Origin of the sequence: Kocuria subflava, from assembly GCF_012163155.1 — a bacterium.
In the GTDB taxonomy this organism is placed as follows: Bacteria; Actinomycetota; Actinomycetes; order Actinomycetales; family Micrococcaceae; genus Kocuria; species Kocuria subflava.
The window spans coordinates 72,845-93,042 of sequence record NZ_JAAVUN010000009.1; the positions used below are offsets into that span (position 1 = coordinate 72,845).

Annotated in this window: 23 protein-coding genes; 20 read left to right on the plus strand and 3 right to left on the minus strand. The window is 63.4% G+C overall.

Annotated features, from left to right (window positions below):
- The 18 genes from rplR to glmM all read left to right on the plus strand — a co-directional run bounded on the left by rplR (position 1) and on the right by glmM (position 14,033).
- Positions 1 to 372: a 50S ribosomal protein L18 gene (rplR, locus tag GTW58_RS06250; RefSeq protein WP_047691995.1), complete on the plus strand. Its 372-nt coding sequence runs from the start codon at positions 1 to 3 to the stop codon at positions 370 to 372.
- The gene (rpsE, locus tag GTW58_RS06255; RefSeq protein ID WP_425338834.1) at positions 369 to 1,073 is read left to right on the plus strand and encodes a 30S ribosomal protein S5; all 705 of its coding nucleotides are present in this window, start codon (positions 369 to 371) and stop codon (positions 1,071 to 1,073) included. The genes rplR and rpsE overlap by 4 nt, the downstream gene beginning before the upstream one ends.
- A 1-nt stretch (position 1,074) precedes the next feature.
- Entirely contained in the window at positions 1,075 to 1,281 is a 207-nt protein-coding gene (rpmD, locus tag GTW58_RS06260) for a 50S ribosomal protein L30 (protein ID WP_047691979.1), read from the plus strand.
- Positions 1,282 to 1,283: 2 nt separating this feature from the next.
- A complete protein-coding gene (gene rplO, locus GTW58_RS06265; RefSeq protein WP_052209741.1) occupies positions 1,284 to 1,769 on the plus strand; it encodes a 50S ribosomal protein L15 in 486 nt (161 codons plus the stop codon).
- Positions 1,770 to 2,141: 372 nt separating this feature from the next.
- A complete protein-coding gene (secY, locus tag GTW58_RS06270) occupies positions 2,142 to 3,452 on the plus strand; it encodes a preprotein translocase subunit SecY (protein ID WP_119933503.1) in 1,311 nt (436 codons plus the stop codon).
- 71 nt (positions 3,453 to 3,523) lie between these two features.
- Entirely contained in the window at positions 3,524 to 4,087 is a 564-nt protein-coding gene (locus GTW58_RS06275) for an adenylate kinase (protein WP_119933504.1), read from the plus strand.
- Between the two features lie 113 nt (positions 4,088 to 4,200).
- Positions 4,201 to 5,025, plus strand: coding sequence for a type I methionyl aminopeptidase (map, locus tag GTW58_RS06280; RefSeq protein WP_047691982.1), 825 nt, complete (start codon positions 4,201 to 4,203; stop codon positions 5,023 to 5,025).
- A 217-nt stretch (positions 5,026 to 5,242) separates the two neighbouring features.
- Complete coding sequence (gene rlmN, locus GTW58_RS06285; RefSeq protein ID WP_052209742.1) at positions 5,243 to 6,355, plus strand: dual-specificity RNA methyltransferase RlmN; 1,113 nt, start codon at positions 5,243 to 5,245, stop codon at positions 6,353 to 6,355.
- A gap of 277 nt (positions 6,356 to 6,632) precedes the next feature.
- Positions 6,633 to 6,854, plus strand: coding sequence for a translation initiation factor IF-1 (infA, locus tag GTW58_RS06290; RefSeq protein WP_047691983.1), 222 nt, complete (start codon positions 6,633 to 6,635; stop codon positions 6,852 to 6,854).
- A gap of 61 nt (positions 6,855 to 6,915) precedes the next feature.
- The gene (gene rpmJ / locus GTW58_RS06295; protein ID WP_012397712.1) at positions 6,916 to 7,029 is read left to right on the plus strand and encodes a 50S ribosomal protein L36; all 114 of its coding nucleotides are present in this window, start codon (positions 6,916 to 6,918) and stop codon (positions 7,027 to 7,029) included.
- Between the two features lie 179 nt (positions 7,030 to 7,208).
- A complete protein-coding gene (rpsM, locus tag GTW58_RS06300; protein WP_047691984.1) occupies positions 7,209 to 7,577 on the plus strand; it encodes a 30S ribosomal protein S13 in 369 nt (122 codons plus the stop codon).
- A 92-nt stretch (positions 7,578 to 7,669) separates the two neighbouring features.
- Positions 7,670 to 8,074 carry a 30S ribosomal protein S11 gene (rpsK, locus tag GTW58_RS06305; RefSeq protein WP_047691985.1) on the plus strand — a complete coding sequence of 135 codons (405 nt, stop codon included), beginning with the start codon at positions 7,670 to 7,672 and terminating at the stop codon, positions 8,072 to 8,074.
- A gap of 159 nt (positions 8,075 to 8,233) precedes the next feature.
- Positions 8,234 to 9,238 (plus strand): DNA-directed RNA polymerase subunit alpha, encoded by a 1,005-nt coding sequence (locus tag GTW58_RS06310; protein ID WP_047691986.1) that lies wholly within the window; start codon positions 8,234 to 8,236, stop codon positions 9,236 to 9,238.
- Positions 9,239 to 9,324: 86 nt separating this feature from the next.
- A complete protein-coding gene (rplQ, locus tag GTW58_RS06315) occupies positions 9,325 to 10,113 on the plus strand; it encodes a 50S ribosomal protein L17, sunset domain variant (protein WP_119933505.1) in 789 nt (262 codons plus the stop codon).
- 197 nt (positions 10,114 to 10,310) lie between these two features.
- Complete coding sequence (gene truA / locus GTW58_RS06320) at positions 10,311 to 11,201, plus strand: tRNA pseudouridine(38-40) synthase TruA (protein WP_119933506.1); 891 nt, start codon at positions 10,311 to 10,313, stop codon at positions 11,199 to 11,201.
- 258 nt (positions 11,202 to 11,459) lie between these two features.
- The gene (rplM, locus tag GTW58_RS06325) at positions 11,460 to 11,903 is read left to right on the plus strand and encodes a 50S ribosomal protein L13 (protein ID WP_119933507.1); all 444 of its coding nucleotides are present in this window, start codon (positions 11,460 to 11,462) and stop codon (positions 11,901 to 11,903) included.
- A 37-nt stretch (positions 11,904 to 11,940) separates the two neighbouring features.
- Positions 11,941 to 12,444 carry a 30S ribosomal protein S9 gene (gene rpsI, locus GTW58_RS06330; RefSeq protein WP_047691990.1) on the plus strand — a complete coding sequence of 168 codons (504 nt, stop codon included), beginning with the start codon at positions 11,941 to 11,943 and terminating at the stop codon, positions 12,442 to 12,444.
- 236 nt (positions 12,445 to 12,680) lie between these two features.
- Positions 12,681 to 14,033: a phosphoglucosamine mutase gene (gene glmM, locus GTW58_RS06335; protein WP_119933508.1), complete on the plus strand. Its 1,353-nt coding sequence runs from the start codon at positions 12,681 to 12,683 to the stop codon at positions 14,031 to 14,033.
- Between the two features lie 176 nt (positions 14,034 to 14,209).
- Here glmM and mscL read toward each other — a convergent pair whose 3' ends face one another.
- The 3 genes from mscL to coaA form a co-directional block, all read right to left on the minus strand.
- Positions 14,210 to 14,653 carry a large conductance mechanosensitive channel protein MscL gene (gene mscL / locus GTW58_RS06340; protein ID WP_047691992.1) on the minus strand — a complete coding sequence of 148 codons (444 nt, stop codon included), beginning with the start codon at positions 14,651 to 14,653 and terminating at the stop codon, positions 14,210 to 14,212.
- A 150-nt stretch (positions 14,654 to 14,803) separates the two neighbouring features.
- The gene (locus GTW58_RS06345; protein ID WP_232818107.1) at positions 14,804 to 15,568 is read right to left on the minus strand and encodes a M15 family metallopeptidase; all 765 of its coding nucleotides are present in this window, start codon (positions 15,566 to 15,568) and stop codon (positions 14,804 to 14,806) included.
- Between the two features lie 29 nt (positions 15,569 to 15,597).
- Entirely contained in the window at positions 15,598 to 16,554 is a 957-nt protein-coding gene (coaA, locus tag GTW58_RS06350) for a type I pantothenate kinase (RefSeq protein ID WP_119933509.1), read from the minus strand.
- 418 nt (positions 16,555 to 16,972) lie between these two features.
- Between coaA and GTW58_RS06355 the strand changes: the two genes are divergently transcribed.
- Together GTW58_RS06355 and GTW58_RS06360 are read left to right on the plus strand one after the other, a co-directional pair.
- Entirely contained in the window at positions 16,973 to 19,054 is a 2,082-nt protein-coding gene (locus tag GTW58_RS06355) for a PTS mannitol transporter subunit IICBA (RefSeq protein ID WP_119933510.1), read from the plus strand.
- Complete coding sequence (locus tag GTW58_RS06360) at positions 19,051 to 20,193, plus strand: mannitol-1-phosphate 5-dehydrogenase (RefSeq protein ID WP_119933511.1); 1,143 nt, start codon at positions 19,051 to 19,053, stop codon at positions 20,191 to 20,193. The genes GTW58_RS06355 and GTW58_RS06360 overlap by 4 nt, the downstream gene beginning before the upstream one ends.
- Positions 20,194 to 20,198: the final 5 nt, after the last annotated feature.

The window sequence follows — 20,198 nt, forward strand, 5'->3', positions numbered from 1 at the left end:
ATGGCTCTGAACATCAAGGGCAAGTCCAAGGCCGCACAGCGTGCGCGTCGGCACGCCCGCGTTCGCAAGTACATCACCGGCACTGCCGAGCGTCCGCGCCTGGTTGTGACACGTTCGACCCGTCACATGTTTGTGCAGGTCATCGACGACGCCCGCGGCGTCACCCTGGCTTCCGCTTCCACCATGGAAGAGGAGCTGCGTGGCTCCGAGGCGGACAAGTCCGCAAAGGCAAAGCGCGTCGGCGAATTGGTTGCTGAGCGCGCCAAGGCTGCCGGCATCGAGGCCGTCGTGTTCGACCGCGGTGGCAACAAGTACCACGGTCGTGTGGCTGCCGTCGCCGACGGCGCCCGTGAGGGAGGTCTGGCACTGTGAGCGAGCAGAACACCGAGAACACTGAGAACGTGACGGCTGAGGCCGGCGCGGAGAACAACACCGAGCAGCGTGGCGGTCGCTCCGACCGCAACGATCGCGGTGGCCGCAACAACGAGCGCGGCGGCCGTGGTGGCCGTGGCGAGCGCGGTGGCCGTGGTGGCCGCGAGCGTGACGAGGAGAAGGACAAGTTCCTCGAGCGCGTCGTGACCATCAACCGTGTGGCCAAGGTGGTCAAGGGTGGTCGTCGCTTCAGCTTCACCGCCCTGGTTGTTGTCGGCGACGGCGACGGCATGGTCGGCGTCGGCTACGGCAAGGCCAAGGAAGTTCCCGCCGCCATCTCCAAGGGCGTCGAGGAAGCCAAGAAGAACTTCTTCCGCGTTCCCCGCGTGGAGAAGCGCACCATCCCGCACCGTGTGCAGGGTGAGGCCGCTGCCGGCGTGGTCATGCTGCGTCCGGCAACCCCGGGTACCGGTGTTATCGCCGGCGGTCCGGTGCGTGCGGTCCTGGAGTGCGCAGGCATCCACGACGTTCTCTCGAAGTCCCTAGGGTCTTCCAACCAGATCAACATCGTGCACGCGACCATCGAGGCCCTCCGCCAGCTCGAAGAGCCCGCGGCCGTCGCGGCTCGCCGTGGCTTGCCCATGGACGAGGTCGTCCCCGCCCCGCTGCTGCGCGAACTCCAGCAGAAGGCAGGTGCGTGAGATGACGCAGAAGCGAATCCAGGCTGATGGTCGGGAGCTGAAGATCACCCAGATCCGCTCCCAGGTCGGCCAGAAGCAGAACATGCGCGACACCCTGCGTTCGTTGGGCCTCAAGCGGCCCGGCAACGTGGTGGTTCGCAAAGCCGATGAGGCAACCGCGGGCATGATCAACACCGTGGCTCACCTCGTGACGGTTGAGGAGGCCTGAGCATGGCTGAGAACACTGAGAACGTTGCCGTTGACGGCAGCACCAAGGATGCCCTGAAGATCCACCACCTCAAGCCGGCTCCCGGCGCGAAGAAGGCTCGCACCCGTGTGGGCCGTGGTGAGGGCTCCAAGGGCAAGACCGCAGGTCGCGGTACCAAGGGAACCAAGGCTCGTTACCAGGTGAAGCCCGGCTTCGCCGGTGGCCAGCTGCCCTTGCACATGCGCCTGCCCAAGCTGCGCGGTTTCCACAACCCGTTCCGGGTCGAGTACCAGGTGGTCAACCTGGACCGCCTGGGCGAGCTGTTCCCGCAGGGTGGCACCGTGAGCATCGAGGACCTGGTGGCCAAGGGCGCGGTTCGCAAGAACCAGCCGGTCAAGGTCCTGGGTGACGGCGAGATCTCCGTTGCGGTCAACGTGACTGCCAACAAGTTCTCGGCCTCTGCTGCAGAGAAGATCGACGCTGCCGGTGGTTCCACCACCACGGTGTGATCATCCAGGCGTCGTCGGGAATTTCCTGACGTGAGGCAAGGCCCTCACTTCCCACACCGGGGAGTGGGGGCCTTCCTCATACCTCCTCACCCGCCGAGTAGGCCGTTTGATCGCCCCTGACATACTCAGCAGCGATCAAACGGCCTATTCGGCGGAGAGACTGGGGGGAGAACTGTGAGACTTCACTCCGCCCCCAGATGCTGCGATTTGTCACCGTTTCGTTAGACTTGCCGGGGCCAAGACGGCCTCCAGCAACAACAGCACCGACACCCGCTCGGGACGGATCCGCACAGGACGTGCAGGTCACCGGGATGGGGCCGGCGATCTGACCGGCCGGCCCACGGTCGAAAACCAAGACCCAAGGAGAGATCTGTGCTCAGCGCTTTCGGTCGTGCGTTCACGACCCCCGAGCTGCGGAACAAGATTCTGTTCACCATCGGGATCATCATGATCTACCGGCTGGGCACCTTTGTGCCTGCCCCCGGCGTGGATTACGGCAACGTCCAGCAGTGTCTGGCGCTCGGCAACACCTCCGGTGGTGTCTATGACCTGGTGAACTTGTTCAGCGGTGGTGCCCTGCTCCAGGTTTCGATTTTTGCCCTGGGTGTGATGCCGTACATCACGGCAAGCATCATTGTGCAGCTGCTGCGTGTGGTGATTCCGCGGTTCCAAGAACTGCATGAGGAAGGCCCCCAGGGGCAGGCCAAGCTCACCCAGTACACCCGTTACCTGACCATCGGCCTGGCACTGTTGAACGCCACCACGGTGGTTTCCCTGGCCCGCAGCGGCCAGTTGCTGGCCGGCTGCCCCCTCCCGGTGATCCCCAACGACACCATCTTGACCATCCTGGTCATCATCATCACGCTGACCGCCGGCACCACCGTGATCATGTGGCTGGGCGAGCGGATCACGGACAAGGGTGTTGGCAACGGCATGTCCTTGTTGATCTTCACCTCGATTGCGGCCACCTTCCCGTCCGCTCTGGGGCAGATCTTCAACACCCAGGGCTGGGGTCCTTTTGCTCTGGTGCTGCTGGTGGGCCTGGTGGTCATCATCTGTGTGGTGTTCGTGGAACAGTCCCAGCGCCGCGTGCCCGTCCAGTACGCCAAGCGCATGGTGGGCCGCCGCACGATCGGTGGCACCACCACCTACATCCCGTTGAAGGTGAACATGGCGGGCGTCATCCCGATCATCTTTGCCTCTTCCATGCTGATGCTGCCCGGTCTGGTCTCCCAGTTCGCCATGCCCACGGACGGTTCACCGGTGCCGGCCTGGATCAACTGGATCAACACTTACTTGGCTTCCGGTGATCACCCGGTCTACATGGCCACCTACTTCCTGCTGATCGTGTTCTTCACGTACTTCTACGTGTCCATCACGTTCAACCCGGAGGAAGTGGCCGGCAACATGAAGCGCTACGGCGGTTTCATCCCGGGGATCCGTGCAGGCAAGCCCACGGAGTCCTACCTGCGCTACGTCATCAACCGCATCACGCTGCCTGGAGCGCTGTATCTGGGTATCGTGTCGATGATCCCGTTGATCGCCCTGGTGCTGTTCAACGCCAACCAGAACTTCCCGTTCGGTGGTCCGTCCTTGCTGATCATGGTGGGCGTGGGCCTGGACACGGTCAAGCAGATCGATGCGCAGCTTCAGCAGCGCCATTACGAAGGGTTGCTGCGCTGAGCAGCACCGTCTGACCCCGAGTTGTCAGCCAGACCAGCTGACGGCCACGTAGTACTCAAAGGAGAGTGGACATGACACGTATGTTGATCATCGGCCCGCCCGGTGCAGGCAAGGGCACACAGGCTGTGCGCATTTCGGAACGCCTGGGAATACCTGCGATCTCCACTGGTGACATCTTCCGGTTTAACATCAGCAACGGCACGGAGCTGGGCAAGGAAGCTCAGTCCTACACCGACGCCGGCAACCTGGTTCCCGATTCGGTGACCAACCGCATGGTGCGGGGGCGTGTGGCCGAGGATGACGCCCAGAACGGCTTCCTGCTGGACGGTTACCCCCGCAACGCGGCTCAGGTCGAGGAGCTGGACGCCATCCTGGCTGAGCGTGGTGAGAACCTGGACGTGGTTCTGCAGCTGACGGCCGACACCGAGGAACTCGTGTCCCGCCTGCTGGGCCGGGCCGCCGAGCAGGGCCGTGCGGATGACACCGAGGACGTCATCCGGCACCGCCTGGATGTCTACGAGCAGGAGACGGCGGTCGTCGTCGATCTCTATGCGGCCCGTGGAATCGTCCACCAGGTGGATGGACTGGGTTCCATCGACGAGGTCACCGAGCGGATCATGACCGCCCTGTCCTGATCACCTGATCTTGACCTGACGGCAACGCCGTTGGAGAGAGTCGAGGCCCCCGGGATTCCGGGGGCCTCCTTCATGAGACCATCAAGACCACACCCGTCCCCCAGAGGAGCCCCATGTTCGGCCGACGCCGCATTGAGTACAAGAACGATTCCCAGTTGCGCACCATGGTGCGTGCCGGTGTGGTGACCTCCCGTGCCTTGGACGCTGCGGTGGCCGCAGCGGTGCCCGGGGCGACGACGGCGCAGCTGGACGCCGCCTTCCGTGAGGTGTTGGCTGCCAACGGTGCGACCTCGAATTTCCTGGGCTACCACGGGTATCCGGCCACCGTGTGTGTTTCCGTCAATGACGAGGTGGTCCACGGCATCCCCGGGGAGCGAGTGCTGAAGGTGGGGGACATCCTCTCCATCGACGGCGGGGCGATCGTGGACGGGTTCAACGGTGATTCCGCCCGCACTGTCATTGTGGGAGAGCCCACGCCCGAGGACCAGCGTCTTTCGGAGGTCACCCGGGATGCCATGTGGCACGGGATTGCCGCCATGGCCACGGGCACTCATGTGGGTGACATCGGCGCGGCCATTGAGGACCGCGTTCGGGAACTTGCGGGGGAGAAGTTCGGCATCCTGGAGGACTACGTGGGTCACGGCATCGGCTCCCAGATGCACATGGCACCGGATGTGTTGAACTACCGCACCGCGCAGCGGGGGGCTGCGCTGAAGCCCGGTATGTGTCTGGCGATCGAACCCATGCTGGTCACCGGTGGCATCGAGACCACGGTCTTGGAGGACGATTGGACCGTGGTGACCAACGACGGCGGGCGCGCCTGCCAGTGGGAGCATTCCGTGGCCCGCCACAAGGGTGGCATCTGGGTGCTGACGGCTGAGGACGGCGGCGCTTCAGCGCTGGAGCCCTTGGGCGTCACCCCGGTTCCCGTCCCCTGAGCGGGACCCGACCTTTGCGTACCCGTACCCTGATTCTTGACCGGCTGATTTGATGGATGCACCAGGAGTTGCAGTGAGTGAGAACCGTACGCCGTTGCCCGACCCCACCGTGGGGCCGGCTGCGGAGGACAATTCAGCAGCCCAGGCGGCAGTCGACGTCGTCAACGATTTTGAGAACACCGATCCTGATGCCGGTACACCGGACACGCCGCGGCCGGTGCCGGGGCAGCTGGTGTTCAAGGCTGCCAGGCGCGGCAAGCCTCCCCGGCATCTGGCAGATACGGACATGGCAGGCCGGCGTGAGATGTTGGCCGAGATGGGGCACAAGCCGTTCCGGGCCCAGCAGCTCTCCCGGCACTACTTTGAACGGTTCGCCTCCAAGGCCGAGGACATGACGGACTTGCCCCAGGACGGCCGGGACAAGCTGGTTCAGGACACCATGCCTGAACTGTTGACCACGGTGCGCACCTTGCAGGCAGACGGCGGGGACACCGTCAAACGCGTCCACCGGTTGTTCGACGGCGCCTTGGTGGAATCAGTCATGATGCGTTACCCCAACCGGGTGACCATGTGCATCTCCTCCCAGGCCGGGTGTGGCATGAACTGCCCCTTCTGCGCCACGGGCCAAGCCGGTTTGACCCGAAACCTGTCTGCCGCAGAAATCGTGGGTCAGGTGGTGGAAGGCATCCGCATGCTGCGTGACGGCGAGGTGGGGCGCAAGGAGCAGGATCCGCTGCGTGTGTCCAACATCGTGTTCATGGGCATGGGGGAGGCCCTGGCCAACTACAAGGCCACCATGCAGGCCGTGCACCGTCTGATCGATCCCGCCCCGGAAGGGTTGGGGATCTCCGCCCGCGGGTTGACCATGTCCACCGTGGGCCTGGTTCCCGGGATGCGGAAGTTCACCCAGGAGGGGCTGCCCATCACCTTGGCCCTGTCCCTGCACGCCCCCGACGACAAACTGCGTGACGAGCTGATCCCCATCAACACCCGGTGGAGGGTGGATGAAGCATTGGATGCCGCCCGTGAATACTTTGACGCCACGGGTCGGCGCATCTCCATCGAGTACGCATTGATCCGCGACATCAACGACCAAGGCTGGCGGGCAGATCTTCTGGGGGAGAAGCTCAACGCCCGTGGCCGCGGTTGGGTTCACGTCAACCCCATTCCGCTCAACCCCACGCCGGGGTCCAAATGGACGGCCTCACGCCGCGGCGTCGAACAGAATTTTGTGGAGCGTCTGCGTGCCCACGGGATCCCCACCACGGTGCGGGACACCCGCGGCTCGGACATCGACGGCGCCTGCGGTCAGTTGGCTGCAGCCAGCTGACCCGGAAGTGGGGGCCGGGATCCAACGGGCGACGCCAAGGTCACACCGTTGGATCCCGGCCCCGTCTTGTCCAACCCGGCTTCGGCGCGTATTCTTGACTGCTGGTTGTCTGCGCCCACCCATGCGCGATTTCAGGAACCTGTCCCACCATCAATGTCCCACTCACGTGAGGCGGAGATTGGCGTGCACAGGAACCATGAGGGTGTCGCATGATGCGGGCGCCATAAGAACCGAACCCCGTCCGGTGTTGAGCCGGGCACAGAAGTGAGCGGAGTACATGGCTAAAAAAGACGGAGTCATCGAGATCGAAGGCGCTGTGGTCGAAGCTCTCCCGAACGCAATGTTCCGGGTGGAGTTGGATAACGGACACATCGTTCTTGCCCACATCTCCGGAAAGATGCGCCAGCACTACATCCGGATCCTCCCCGAGGACCGGGTTGTGGTGGAGCTAAGCCCCTATGACCTCTCACGGGGTCGGATCGTCTACCGCTACAAGTGAGCTGTTGGGTCGTGCAACCGCACGGCACAGTCAACTCGAAGAGCTAACGCGAAGGAATGCGATGAAGGTCCAGCCGAGCGTGAAGCAGATCTGCGACAAGTGCAAGGTGATTCGCCGTAACGGGCGAGTCATGGTGATCTGCGAGAACCCGCGCCACAAGCAGCGTCAGGGCTGACACAGCCCTGAAGCACCAACCCGCCCACGGTGGCGGGTGACATTGCACCGCTCCCGTCCGGCAAGATCCGCGACGGGCACCCCCGGACTACAGAGGCCGGGGACCACGGGCAGGTGAAAGCCAGCCCATGTGGAAAGCGATGCTTCAGACCTCTGGAAGAACCAAGGAGAACCGCCAATATGGCTCGTCTCGCAGGCGTTGATCTTCCCCGCGAAAAGCGGATCGAGATCGCCCTTACCTACATCTACGGCGTGGGTCGCACCCGTGCGCTGGCCACACTCGAGGCCACCGAGATCTCGGGTGACATCCGGGTCAAGGACCTCACTGACGCTCAGCTGGTCGAGCTGCGCGACTACATCGAGGGCAACTACAAGGTGGAGGGTGACCTCCGCCGTGAGGTGGCCGCTGACATCCGCCGCAAGGTCGAAATCGGCAGCTACCAGGGTCTGCGCCACCGCCGGGGTCTGCCCGTGCACGGTCAGCGCACCAAGACGAACGCGCGTACCCGCAAGGGCCCCAAGCGCACCGTCGCCGGCAAGAAGAAGTAATCACCCGAAGTTTTCGGGCGACTCATCTCGCCCCAGGCACAAGACCATCACGGTCTGGCTGCAACAGCCAGACATGTAGCAGGAGAAGCTAAATGCCCCCAAAGACTCGCGCGACTGCCGCTCGCAAGCCGCGTCGCAAGGACAAGAAGAACATCACCTCGGGCCAAGCCCACATCAAGTCCACCTTCAACAACACCATCGTCTCCATCACCGATCCGTCCGGGGCAGTGCTGTCCTGGTCCTCGGCCGGTGAGATGGGCTTCAAGGGCTCGCGTAAGTCCACTCCTTACGCCGCTCAGATGGCCGCTGAGGCCGCTGCAAAGCGCGCCCAGGAGCACGGTGTCCGCAAGGTTGACGTTTTTGTGAAGGGCCCCGGGTCCGGACGCGAAACCGCCATCCGTTCGCTGCAGGCCACCGGCCTCGAGGTCGGCTCCATCCAGGATGTCACCCCCAGCGCACACAACGGTTGCCGCCCGCCCAAGCGTCGTCGCGTTTGATCACTTGCACGGTTCGCTGATTGCCACGCCCGCCCCGGGTCACGGCAATCAGCGGCCGTGCCTCACGCGGTTCTGGCCTTCCGCCCTCAACCGCACACTTGAGAGTGCTCCACCACCTGCGTGTGTCATATAGCGGAGACACGCTGAAAGGAACCATCAGTGCTCATCGCACAGCGCCCCACCCTTTCCGAAGAGGTCGTGGCCGACAACCGGTCCCGGTTCGCCATCGAACCCCTGGAGCCCGGCTTCGGCTACACCCTTGGTAACTCTCTCCGTCGCACCCTGCTCTCCTCGATCCCCGGCGCTGCTGTCACCAGCATCCGGATCGACGGCGTGCTCCACGAGTTCTCCACCGTGGAGGGTGTCAAGGAAGACGTCACCGAAATCATCCTCAACATCAAGAAGCTGGCCGTTTCCTCCGAGGAGGACGAGCCGGTGATTGCCTACCTGAACAAGCAGGGCCCCGCTGAGGTCACCGCTGCTGACATTCAGGTCCCGGCCGGTGTTGAGATCCACAACCCGGATCTGCACATTGCCACGCTCAACTCGAAGGGCAGCTTGGAACTCGAGCTGACCATCGAGCGCGGCCGCGGCTACGTGACTGCTGCCCAGAACAAGTCCGCCGACGCCGAGGTCGGCCGTATTCCGGTTGACTCCATCTACTCGCCGGTGCTGAAGGTGACCTTCCGCGTGGAGGCCACCCGTGTTGAACAGCGCACCGACTTCGATCGTTTGATCCTGGACGTCGAGACCAAGGAAGCCATTTCACCGCGCGACGCCGTCGCATCGGCAGGCACCACCTTGGTTGAGCTCTTCGGCCTGGCCCGTGAGCTCAACGCCGAGGCTGAAGGCATCGAGATCGGGCCGTCCCCGACCGATGCCGCGATGGCTGCCGACATGGCCTTGCCGATCGAGGACCTGGAACTGACCGTACGGTCCTACAACTGCCTCAAGCGCGAGGGCATCCACACCGTGGGTGAACTGGTGACTCGTTCCGAGGCCGATCTGATGGACATCCGCAACTTCGGTGCCAAGTCCATTGACGAGGTCAAGGTCAAGCTCGTGGAGCTGGGCCTGGCGCTCAAGGACTCGCCCCCAGGGTTTGAGGCTGCGGCTCGTCCCGCCTCGATCGACGACGAGAACCCGTTCGACATCCAGCAGTAATTCGTTTCGACTTCCTGTCCACTGCCTGGCACCGGTGATTTCCACCGGGCCGGTGTGGCCGGGATCCATTCAGGAGACCAACCACTATGCCTACTCCCACCAAGGGTGCACGCCTCGGCGGCAGCCCCGCTCACGAGCGTCTGATGCTGCGTAACCTCTCGCAGCAGCTGTTCGAGCACAAGCGCATCACCACCACGGTGACCAAGGCCAAGCGCCTGCGTCCGCACGCAGAGCGCCTGATCACCTTTGCCAAGCGCGGTGACCTTGCGGCACGCCGTCAGGTGCTCAAGCAGCTGACCGACAAGTCCGTGGTGCACGAGCTGTTCACCACCATCGCCGCTGCAATGGAGGACCGTCCGGGTGGTTACACCCGCATCACCAAGATCGGCAACCGCAAGGGCGACAACGCCCCCATGGCCGTGATTGAACTGGTCATGGAGCCGGTGGCCACCAAGGCCACTGTTGCTGAGGCCGAGGCCGCCACCCGCGCCAAGGCCCCCGCCGCTGCCCCGGCAGCCGAGGAAGAGACCGTGACCGAGGACGTCGTGAGCGATCCCTCTGCCTCCTTGGCAGATGAGGGTGGCGCATCCGCTGCCGAGACCACGGATGAAGCCACTGCCGCTGATGCCTCCACTGCAGATGCTTCCGTTGAGGCCGACGAGTTCGCCGGTTCCGCCAAGCCGCTGGAGTCCGGGGATGCCCCGGAGGGCTTCACCATCAAGGGCAACAAGCAGTCCATGAAGTACCACGTGCCCGGTTCACGCTGGTACGCAAGCACCAAGGCTGAGGTCTGGTTCGACACCAAGGCCAACGCCGAGGCCTCCGGGTTCTCCCCGGCCGGCGGTGCTGCCGCTCAGAAGATGGACGGCGAGTGATCACTGTGTGATCACGGTTCCGGTGGCTTGACCGCCTTGACCGATGACCCGTGGCCCGCTGAATCTCCACGATTCGGCGGGCCACGGGTTTATCCTTGTCCAGCCCCCCTTGTTCCACGTCAGAAGGCTTGTCCGTGTCTGAAACTCCTGCCGCCCCGGTGCCGAACACCCCCAGCGCCGTCGTGACACCGGAGCCAATGCCCACCGTTCGGGTGCGGGTGGATCTCAGCTACGACGGCGGGCCGTTCGACGGCTGGGCACGTCAGCCCGGGCGGGAAACGGTCCAGGGAAGTGTGGAGGCGGCCCTGTCCATGTTGGTCCGGCAGCAGGTGCGCACCGTGGTGGCAGGCCGAACGGATGCGGGTGTGCATGCCCGTGGGCAAGTTCTGCATTTTGATGTGGATGCCCAGGACTGGGTACGCCTTGGGGGAGGACGCGCCGAGGGGCCGGCTGGAGTGCTCCAGCGCCGGCTGGTCGGCGTTCTGGCGCGCGTGCTGGGCACCGAACGGCGCCAGCGGGGTCTTTCGGAGATACCCGGTGCAATCGTGGTCCAAGCGGTGCGGGAGGCGCCAGCAGGATTTGACGCACGGTTCTCCGCGGTGGCCAGGCGTTACACGTACCGGATTCACGACGGCGCCTGTGGGCACGATCCCTTGACCCGGAACTCCACCTGGTGGATCAAGGAGGAACTGGACGTGACCGCCATGCAGGAGGCGGTGGCCGCGTTGCCGGGTCTTCAGGACTTCCTGAGCTTCTGCAAGCCCCGACCTGGTGCCACCACGGTGCGTGAGGTCCGAGACGTTCAGGTGAACCGGACTGGGCAGGGTGTGATCGAACTGCAGATCGAGGCGGATGCGTTCTGCCACAACATGGTCCGTTCCATCGTGGGTGCCAGCGTTCGGGTTGGCCGGGGTGAGCGTCCGGTGGAGTGGATGGCCCAGCGTGTCGCGCAGCGGGAACGCTCCTCGGACATGCTCTTGGCGCCTCCACAGGGGCTGGTGTTGGAGCAGGTCCTCTACCCGGATGACCTGGGCCTGGCAGCTCGCGCCGAGCAGACCCGGGCGCGCCGGGAGCCCCCTGAAGTGTGAGATTCAACAGGTCGGCTTCCTGCGCTGGAATCGTCGGCCCAACTCCGGTATCCTTGTCAGCTGTTGTGCATGTCCCACCTCGGTTCACGTGTACCCTGATCCGTCGCCCAGTTGCAGGGCCCATGATGGTCTGGTGCTCCGGGGCCTGTGGACCCGGTTGCTGCTCGGCCCTCACCCGAGCCCCGGTCTAAGCACACAGGACCCGATCTGAGGAGACCCTCAGATCCATGAATCGAACCGAAACGAAGGCAGATCAACGTGCGTACGTATACTCCGAAGCCCGGTGACGTCCAGCGTGACTGGTACGTCATCGACGCCAGCGACGTCGTCCTCGGTCGCCTGGCCAGCCACGCTGCAACTTTGCTGCGCGGCAAGCACAAGGCAACCTTTGCTCCCCACGTGGACACCGGCGACTTCGTGATCATCGTCAACGCGGACAAGGTTGCCCTGACCGGCGACAAGCTGCGTAAAAAGATGGCCTATCGCCACTCGAACTACCCCGGTGGTCTCACCGCAACCTCCTACGCGGAGTTGCTGGAGAAGAACCCGGTGCGTGCTGTGGAGAAGGCCATCCGTGGCATGCTCCCCAAGAACAAGCTGGCTGCTCAGCAGCTGTCCAAGCTCAAGGTCTACGCGGGTCCCGAGCACCCGCACGCTGCCAACCAGCCCAAGACCTTCGAATTCAACCAGGTCGCCCAGTAATTCCGGGCCTTTCGAGATCGACTAACTAGGAGACATCGTGGCTCAGAACACTGAAGAGAACTACGTTGCCGAAGGTGAGGAGATGACCTCCTACACCTCCGAGTCCGCCCCCGCAGGCGAGTCCGTTGCCGCTTCCGAGCGTCCCGCGCTGACCGTCCCCGGTCAGGCTGTCGGCCGCCGTAAGGAAGCCGTGGCGCGCGTCCGCTTGGTGCCGGGTTCCGGCAAGTGGACCATCAACGGCCGCACCTTGGAGAACTACTTCCCCAACAAGCTGCACCAGCAGGAGGTCAACGACCCCTTCAAGCTGCTGGAACTGCAGGGCGCTTACGACGTCGTCGCTCGTATCGACGGCGGCGGCCCCTCCGGCCAGGCCGGAGCCCTGCGGTTGGGTGTGGCCCGCGCGTTGAACGAGATCGACGCCGAGCACAACCGTCCGGCCCTGAAGAAGGCCGGCTTCTTGACCCGTGACGCCCGCGTCATCGAGCGCAAGAAGGCTGGTCTGAAGAAGGCTCGCAAGGCTCCTCAGTACTCCAAGCGCTGATCCAGCGCCGTTGTACGGCACACACCCCGTGTCCTACGGTTCAACCGCAGGGCACGGGGTGTGTTCATGTCCAGACAGTTTCACCTGCTGAGCAGGTGTGAGCCCAGTCTGGACCTACCATGGAGTACTACGAGAACCGCTAGGCGGGTGGGTGCGGACCACGTCCTTTGTCCCCCGATGCCCCCACCACAGTGCGCACCACCGCCTGTGGGGCCCGCCCTTAGGATGGATGATCGATGACACGTATTTTCGGAACTGACGGTGTTCGCGGGCTGGCGAACGAACTTCTGACAGCGGACATGGCGCTGGACCTGGCTCAGGCGGCCGCCATTGTGCTGGGGCACCAACACGCCCAGGACGGTGAACGTCCCCGCGCCGTCCTGGCCCGTGACGGCCGTGCTTCAGGTGAGTTCCTGGGTGCTGCGGTGGCAGCGGGCCTGGCAGGATCCGGGGTGGATGTCCATGACGCCGGCGTGATGCCAACCCCTGCGCTGGCTTACCTGGTGGGGGACATGGGCGCTGACTTCGGCGTGATGATCTCCGCCTCCCACAACCCGGCCCCGGACAACGGGATCAAGTTCCTGGCCCACGGCGGCAAGAAGTTGCCCGATGCCGTGGAGGACCAGATCCAGGCGGTTTATGAATCCCGGGACTTCAAGCGTCCCACGGGTGCTGGTGTGGGACGTATCTCCACCCTCTCCGATGCCGAGGACCGCTACATCCTGCATCTGGTGGGCGCCATCCCGCACCGTTTAGAAGGCATCAAGGTGGTGCTGGACTGTGCGCACGGGGCTGCGGCCGGGGTGTCCCCGGATGCTTTCCATGACGCCGGTGCGGAGCTGGTCAAGATCATCGGCTCCGAGCCGGACGGCTTGAACATCAACGACGGCGTGGGTTCCACTCATCTGGGTCCGCTCAAACAGGCCGTGATTGAGCACGGTGCCGATTTGGGCATTGCCCACGACGGCGACGCCGACCGCTGCCTGGCCGTGGATGCTGAAGGTAACGAGATCGACGGCGATCAGATCATGGGGATCTTGGCGCTGTCCATGCACGAGAAGGGCCGTCTGGCGCAGGACACCTTGGTGGTGACCGTGATGTCCAACCTGGGCCTCAAACTGGCGCTGAAGGACCGCGGCATCAACATCTGTGAGACCAAGGTGGGGGACCGCTACGTCCTGGAGGCCATGAATCAGGACAGCTACAACCTGGGTGGTGAGCAGTCCGGGCACGTGATCATGTCCGACTGGGCCACAACGGGCGATGGGTTGCTGACCGGTCTCATGTTGGCCTCCCGTGTGGCGGAGACCGGTTTGCCGCTGTCTGAACTGGGCAAGGTCATGACCCGTCTGCCGCAGGTGCTGATCAACGTCAAGGGCGTGGATCGCGCAGCGGCTTCATCAGAGTCCGGCGTGGCCGAAGCCGTGGCGGCCACGGAATCTCGACTGGGGGAGACGGGCCGGGTGTTGTTGCGCCCCTCTGGCACGGAGCCCGTGGTGCGCGTGATGGTTGAGGCAGCTACACAGGCGCAGGCGCAGGAGGAAGCCGAACACCTGGCTGCCGTGGTGGCTGACCGCTTGGCGCTGTGATGGGACGGCTCATGCCACGGCAATAGATCGTGGGCCCTGGTGCCCCCTGAATAGACGGTGGGCACTGGTGCTCCCGAATAGGCGGTGGGTAATAGGAAAAGGCCCCGCATCCTGATGGATGCGGGGCCTCGTTCGTGAATGGTTATGAGCTGGGGGACCTCAGCGGAGGGCCTGGATCAGGCGTTGGGGTCCTTGGCGGCTGCGGAGCCCGGAGCCGGGTTGCCTGGCTGGCCGGCCAGCAGGTCGCGGATCTCGGTCAGCAGAGCAACGTTGGGCTCCACCTCTTCCTCGTCGGGGTCGATGCCCAAACGACGGTTGCGAGCCTCGATCATCTTGTTCATCGGCATGACGACGACGAAGTACAGGGCAGCTGCGATGATCAAGAAGTTGACGATCACGGTCAACCAGGCGCCGAAAGCAACGTAGTTGCTACCTTCGCCGACCTGGAAGCGGAGGAACTCGTCAAAGCTGGGGAAGCCGATCAGGCCGGAGATCAGCGGCATGATGATGGAGTCCACCAGAGTGGTGATGACGGGGGCGAATGCACCACCGATGATGACCGCGACGGCCAGATCGATGACGTTGCCCTTCATGATGAATTCTTTGAAACCCTGAAGCATGTGCCAAAGATTAGCGTGCCCTGGTAGGGGTTTCTAGAAATTTCCCATCAATTTTTCAGTGATTCCCGCCACTGTGGCTTGAATCGCTGGCGAATTGCATTTGCATCAAAATCTTCAGACGATCTTCTGTGGACTCAACAGGCTGAGTTGTCACTCGTAATCCGGCGCCGGGCCGGTTCCGTAGAACTCTTCCAGGGTACTGGCGCTGCTGGACTGATACGCCTGTGCCTGGTCAGGGCCCACATAGCGGAAGTGCCACGGCTCATAGGTGTAGCCCGTGACACTTTCCTGGCCTTCCGGGAAACGCAGAACAAATCCGTACTGATCCGCATTCTCAACAGCCCACTGAGCTGCCTCAGTGTCCGCGAAACAAGCCTGTAGATCGCATCCCGTACCGTCCGCCAGGTCCAGCGCCAATCCGGTTTGATGTTCCGAGAAACCGGGTCGAGCGGAAACTCGATCAGCAGTAACCTGACCATTTTGTTGAACCCAATGGTCATAAGTGGACACCTGCGTGTCATAGGAGCGATAGGCGGAGGTGATGGTGACGTCTATGCCGTCCGCGCGCATGTCCCGCAGCATGTTCTGGGCTGCACCGGCGGCTTCTGCCCGCAGTTGGTGGCCTTCGATTTCCTGCAGGTCTGCCGGGACATAACTCTGCGGGTCCAGCGGGTTGTGTTTGTTGACCATCACGGTCAGGGAGCCGGCGGACGTGATGTCCACACCTGATGAGCTGTCCGTACGAGGCTCAGCATCAGCTCCCTGAGGTGATGCCTGCGCGGAAGCTGGGTCGGCCGACTCGGTGGCCATGAGCTCAGCACTGGCTTGTGGTCCGGGCTCGGAACCCTCACCGCAGCCCGTCAGAAAGAGTGCTGCGCACAGGGGCAGTGCGCTGATGGTCAATCCACGGTTCACGGGTCCTCCCAGCCTCAAGAACGCTCAGGTCAATTCTTGCGGACCAGGACCCTGCGAATCGAGTGATCTGAGGACTTGGACAGAATCAACTGCGCCCGCCCACGAGTGGGGCGCACGTTCTGCAGCAGATTGGGCTCGTTGATCCGGCGCCAGATACTGGTGGCGGTCTCCACCGCTTCCTGATCGCTGAGCCCCGCGTAGCGGTGGAAGTAGGAAGCCGGATCCGCGAAGGCGCTGTGCCGCAGGGCTTGGAACCGCTCGATGTACCACCGCTCGATGTCCTGGGTCCTGGCATCCACATAGATCGACACGTCGAAAAAGTCACTCAGCGCCAGGGAGCCGCGGTCGCCGTCGCCGATCTTTGCCGGAGCCAGCACGTTCAGGCCCTCCACAATCACGACGTCGGGGCGGGTCACCACAATCTCTTCACCAGGGAGGATGTCGTAGGTGACGTGTGAGTACTTGGGGGCGCACACCTGATCCGCACCTGACTTGATGGCAGCCACAAAACGGAGTAGGGCGCGGCGATCATAAGACTCCGGGAAGCCCTTGCGTTCCATGAGCCCGCGGCGTTCCAGCTCAGCATTCGGATACAGGAACCCGTCCGTGGTGACCAGTTGAACCCGGGGTGTGGAGGGCCATCGGGCCATCAGCTCACGCAGCAAACGCGCCGTCGTCGATTTACCCGCAGCCACGGAACCCGCAATGCCGATCACGAACGGAGTACGAGCGTGCTCCTGCCCCAGGAAGTCGTTGGTGGAGGTGTTCAGGGAGGTGGCCGCGGCGTCATAAAGGGTCAGCAGCCTGGACAGCGGGAGGTAGACCTCCCGGACCTCGTCCACGTCCAAGTGGTCGCCCAGGCCACGGAGGGCTTCAATTTCGTCTTCGGTCAGGGGGACGTCGATCTCCGTTGACAGACGTGACCAAGTGTCCCGATCCAGTTCCACGAAAGGTGACACCCGGCTGTTCCCAGGCATTGTGCTCATCGCAGCACAGTTTATGACTGCCCGCTCTCGGCGACCGAATCAGGCTCTGTGCAGCGCCATCGCCAGGACCCAGGAGCAATCGGCAACTGTTGGTCAGAGCACTGTTCAACTCATGAGACCATTCTGAGCACACAACCCGTGTGATGGGTCTGACGGAGGCCGCCGGAACCGTCACACGGGCTGAATCGGACAGCGACGCCCTCCACAATGTCGCTGCCCGATCCGTCACCACTCACAGTCCGTCGGGGTAGCAGGGAACGGCCAATTCTGAGAAGGCAGTTGTGGTTCCTTCATTCCCCATCCACGGAGCGATCCAAAGAGGGATGCTTTGACAACTACAACTTCTCCACAAACGGGGGATGAGAAGACGGGCGGCGTACGCGTTGCCGTCCAGCGCTTCGGTACATTCCTGTCCTCCATGATCATGCCCAACATCGCGGCGTTCATTGCCTGGGGTCTGATCACTGCGCTGTTCATTCCGGACGGGTTCTTCCCGAACGAGCACATCGGCACCTTGGTGGGACCGATGGTCTTCTACCTGTTGCCCCTGTTGATCGCCTACACCGGGGGCAAGTTGGTCTACGACGTCCGTGGTGGTGTGGTGGGTGCCATTTCCACCATGGGCGTGATCATGGGAACGTCGTCGCCGGTGTTCATCGGGGAAGACGGTGCGGGATCCCCCATGTTCCTGGGTGCCATGATCATGGGCCCGCTGGCCGCATGGTGCATGAAGAAGCTGGACTCCCTGTGGGACGGCAAGATCCGCCCCGGCTTCGAGATGCTGGTCAACAACTTCTCCGCCGGTATTTTTGCAGCCATTGCCGCCATCGGCTCCATGTTCTTGCTGACCCCGGTCATGAACCTGTTCACCCGCGTGGCCGGCGCGATCGTGGAGTTCCTGGTCAACACCGGGCTGCTGCCCTTGACCTCGCTGATCATTGAGCCTGCCAAGGTGCTGTTCCTGAACAACGCCATCAACCATGGCCTGATCACCCCGCTGGGCAGCGCCCAGGCACTTGAGCAGGGCAAGTCCATCCTGTTCCTGCTGGAAGCCAACCCCGGCCCCGGCCTGGGCATCCTGCTGGCTTACATGGTCTTTGGCCGCGGCACCGCCCGCGCCACCGCGCCCGGGGCTGCCATCATCCACTTTGTGGGTGGTATTCACGAGATCTACTTCCCGTACGTGTTGATGAAGCCCCAGCTGATCCTGGCCGCCATTGCCGGTGGCATGTCCGGCATTGCCGTGTTCCAGATCTTCGACGTCGGCCTGCGTGCCCCGGCTGCCCCCGGCTCCATCATCGCCATCCTGGCTCAGACCGCCACCGACTCCTACGTGGGTGTGATCCTGGGTGTGCTGGCCGCAACAGCGGTCTCCTTTGCCGTGGCCTCCGTGATCCTGCGTTTCTCCAAGCAGACCGAGGACGACATGGCTGCAGCCACCGCCAAGATGGAAGGCATGAAGGGCAAGAAGTCCTCCGTGTCCTCCGCCCTGACCGGTGGGGCAGCAGCTGCACAGAACACCATCTCCAAGATCGTCTTCGCCTGCGATGCCGGCATGGGATCCTCCGCCATGGGTGCTTCTGTGCTGCGCAACAAGATCAAGGACGCCGGTTTCGGCAACGACGTCTCCGTGGTCAACTCCGCGATCAACAACCTGCGGGATGACTTTGACCTGGTGGTGGTCCACGAGGACCTGCTCAACCGCGCCCAGACCCCCACGCCCTCGGCCATGCACGTGTCCGTGGACAACTTCATGGGTTCGCCCCGCTACGACGAAATCGTGGAGCTGATCCGCGAACAGCGTGAGGGTGGTGCTCCCGGTTCAGACGGTGCGGGTGATTCCGCTGCCGTACCTGCTGCCGCTGCAGCAGGAGCCGGTGCCACTGCTGCGGCTGGTTCTGCCGGTGGTGCAGGATCCTCCGCTCATGCCGGCGACGCCGCTCCCACGGGTCGGCACGCTGCAACCACTGGCGCGGACTCTGCAACCTTTGGAGCAGGCGCTGCAACGAGTGGCGCAGACTCGACCACCACGTCGTCGTCGTCGAACACCGCGGCCGCTGATGATTCCAAGCAGATCCTGTCCGTTGACTCGATCCGTCTAAATGCCTCGGCCGGTTCCCGTAGTGTGGCCATAGATCAGGCCGGTGACCTGCTGGTGGACACCGGTGCAGTGGACCGCGCGTATGTGAACGCCATGCATGAGCGAGAGTCCTCCGTGTCCACGTTCATGGGCAACGGCTTGGCCATCCCGCACGGCACCAACGAGGCCAAATCGGCCATCCACGATTCCGCCATGTCATTCATCCGCTACGGACAGCCGGTGGACTGGGGTGGCCAGGAGGTCAAGTACGTGATCGGCATTGCCGGTGCGGATGGTCAGCACCTGGGTCTGCTGGCAAAGATCGCCAAGATCTTCTCCAAGAAGGAATCTCTTGCTCAACTGGAGGCAGCACAGACTCCGGAGGAGATCTTGGAGATCTTCGGAAAGGTGAATGGATGAAAGCCCTGCACTTCGGCGCCGGCAACATCGGCCGCGGATTCGTAGGTGTTCTGCTGCACGAGGCCGGTTACGAGTTGGTGTTCGCCGATGTGGCCGCACCGCTGATCGATGCTCTCAACGCCCAGGACTCCTACGCCGTCCACGAGGTCGGGTTCGAGGCGCGGGATCTGACAGTCACCGGATTCTCCGGAGTGAACTCCGCGGCAGATCCGCAAGGTTTGCTGGAGCAGATCAAGACGGCTGATGTGATCACCACGGCTGTTGGCCCCACGGTCTTGCGGATCATTGCCCCGACCTTGGCCGAGGGCCTGCGTGCCCGGGCTGAAGCCGGTGGGTCCACCGTGGCCGTGATGGCGTGTGAAAACGCCATCAACGCCACCGATGGCCTGGCTGAGTCCATCCGGGAGGTTTACCCGGAAGTGGACCAGATCGCGATTTTCGCCAACACCGCCGTGGACCGGATCGTTCCCAACCAGGCGCCCGGACAGGGCCTGGACGTGACCGTGGAGACCTACTACGAGTGGGCCGTGGAATCCCCGGCCTTCGGTGAGAGCGGCCCGGAAATCCCTGGTGTCACATGGGTGGAGGATCTGGCTCCCTACATCACCCGCAAGCTGTTCACGGTCAACACCGGCCACGCTGCCACCGCGTACTTTGGCTACCAGGCCGGGATCTCCAAGATCTCGGATGCACTGGAGGACTCCCAGGTGCGCGCCAAGGTGGAAGCAGTTCTGGGGGAAACCAAGGCGCTGCTGGTGGAGAAGTTCGGCTTTGCCCCGGAGGTCCAGCAGGCCTACGTGGACAAGATCCTCACCCGCTTCTCCAACCCGCACCTGCCGGACACGGTGGAGCGGGTTGGGCGAGCTCCGTTGCGCAAGATCTCCCACAACGAGCGTTTTGTGGGCCCGGCAGCGGAACTGGCCGAACGCGGAATGGACGCATCGGCATTGGTCTCGGCAGTGGGAGCCGCACTGGGCTTCGACGTCGCTGATGATGCCGAGGCGCAAGAGCTCCAGACCAAACTGGCCGCATCCCGCGGTGATGGTGCGGCCACGGAGCTACTGGTTACGGAACTGACCGGAGTGGCTGCGGATCACCCGCTGTTTCCCAAACTGTTGGAGGTGTTCACCGCGGTTTGATCCGC

What these genes read in the sequence shown, in the direction of transcription:
- rplR (WP_047691995.1), top strand. Translation starts at nt 1, where the DNA reads ATGGCTCTGAACATCAAGGGCAAGTCCAAGGCCGCACAGCGTGCGCGT.
- rpmD (WP_047691979.1), top strand. Translation starts at nt 1,075, where the DNA reads ATGACGCAGAAGCGAATCCAGGCTGATGGTCGGGAGCTGAAGATCACC.
- rplO (WP_052209741.1), top strand. Translation starts at nt 1,284, where the DNA reads ATGGCTGAGAACACTGAGAACGTTGCCGTTGACGGCAGCACCAAGGAT.
- GTW58_RS06275 (WP_119933504.1), top strand. Translation starts at nt 3,524, where the DNA reads ATGACACGTATGTTGATCATCGGCCCGCCCGGTGCAGGCAAGGGCACA.
- map (WP_047691982.1), top strand. Translation starts at nt 4,201, where the DNA reads ATGTTCGGCCGACGCCGCATTGAGTACAAGAACGATTCCCAGTTGCGC.
- infA (WP_047691983.1), top strand. Translation starts at nt 6,633, where the DNA reads ATGGCTAAAAAAGACGGAGTCATCGAGATCGAAGGCGCTGTGGTCGAA.
- rpmJ (WP_012397712.1), top strand. Translation starts at nt 6,916, where the DNA reads ATGAAGGTCCAGCCGAGCGTGAAGCAGATCTGCGACAAGTGCAAGGTG.
- rpsM (WP_047691984.1), top strand. Translation starts at nt 7,209, where the DNA reads ATGGCTCGTCTCGCAGGCGTTGATCTTCCCCGCGAAAAGCGGATCGAG.
- rpsK (WP_047691985.1), top strand. Translation starts at nt 7,670, where the DNA reads ATGCCCCCAAAGACTCGCGCGACTGCCGCTCGCAAGCCGCGTCGCAAG.
- rplQ (WP_119933505.1), top strand. Translation starts at nt 9,325, where the DNA reads ATGCCTACTCCCACCAAGGGTGCACGCCTCGGCGGCAGCCCCGCTCAC.
- truA (WP_119933506.1), top strand. Translation starts at nt 10,311, where the DNA reads ATGCCCACCGTTCGGGTGCGGGTGGATCTCAGCTACGACGGCGGGCCG.
- glmM (WP_119933508.1), top strand. Translation starts at nt 12,681, where the DNA reads ATGACACGTATTTTCGGAACTGACGGTGTTCGCGGGCTGGCGAACGAA.
- mscL (WP_047691992.1), bottom strand. Translation starts at nt 14,653, where the DNA reads ATGCTTCAGGGTTTCAAAGAATTCATCATGAAGGGCAACGTCATCGAT.
- coaA (WP_119933509.1), bottom strand. Translation starts at nt 16,554, where the DNA reads ATGAGCACAATGCCTGGGAACAGCCGGGTGTCACCTTTCGTGGAACTG.
- GTW58_RS06355 (WP_119933510.1), top strand. Translation starts at nt 16,973, where the DNA reads ATGATCATGCCCAACATCGCGGCGTTCATTGCCTGGGGTCTGATCACT.
- GTW58_RS06360 (WP_119933511.1), top strand. Translation starts at nt 19,051, where the DNA reads ATGAAAGCCCTGCACTTCGGCGCCGGCAACATCGGCCGCGGATTCGTA.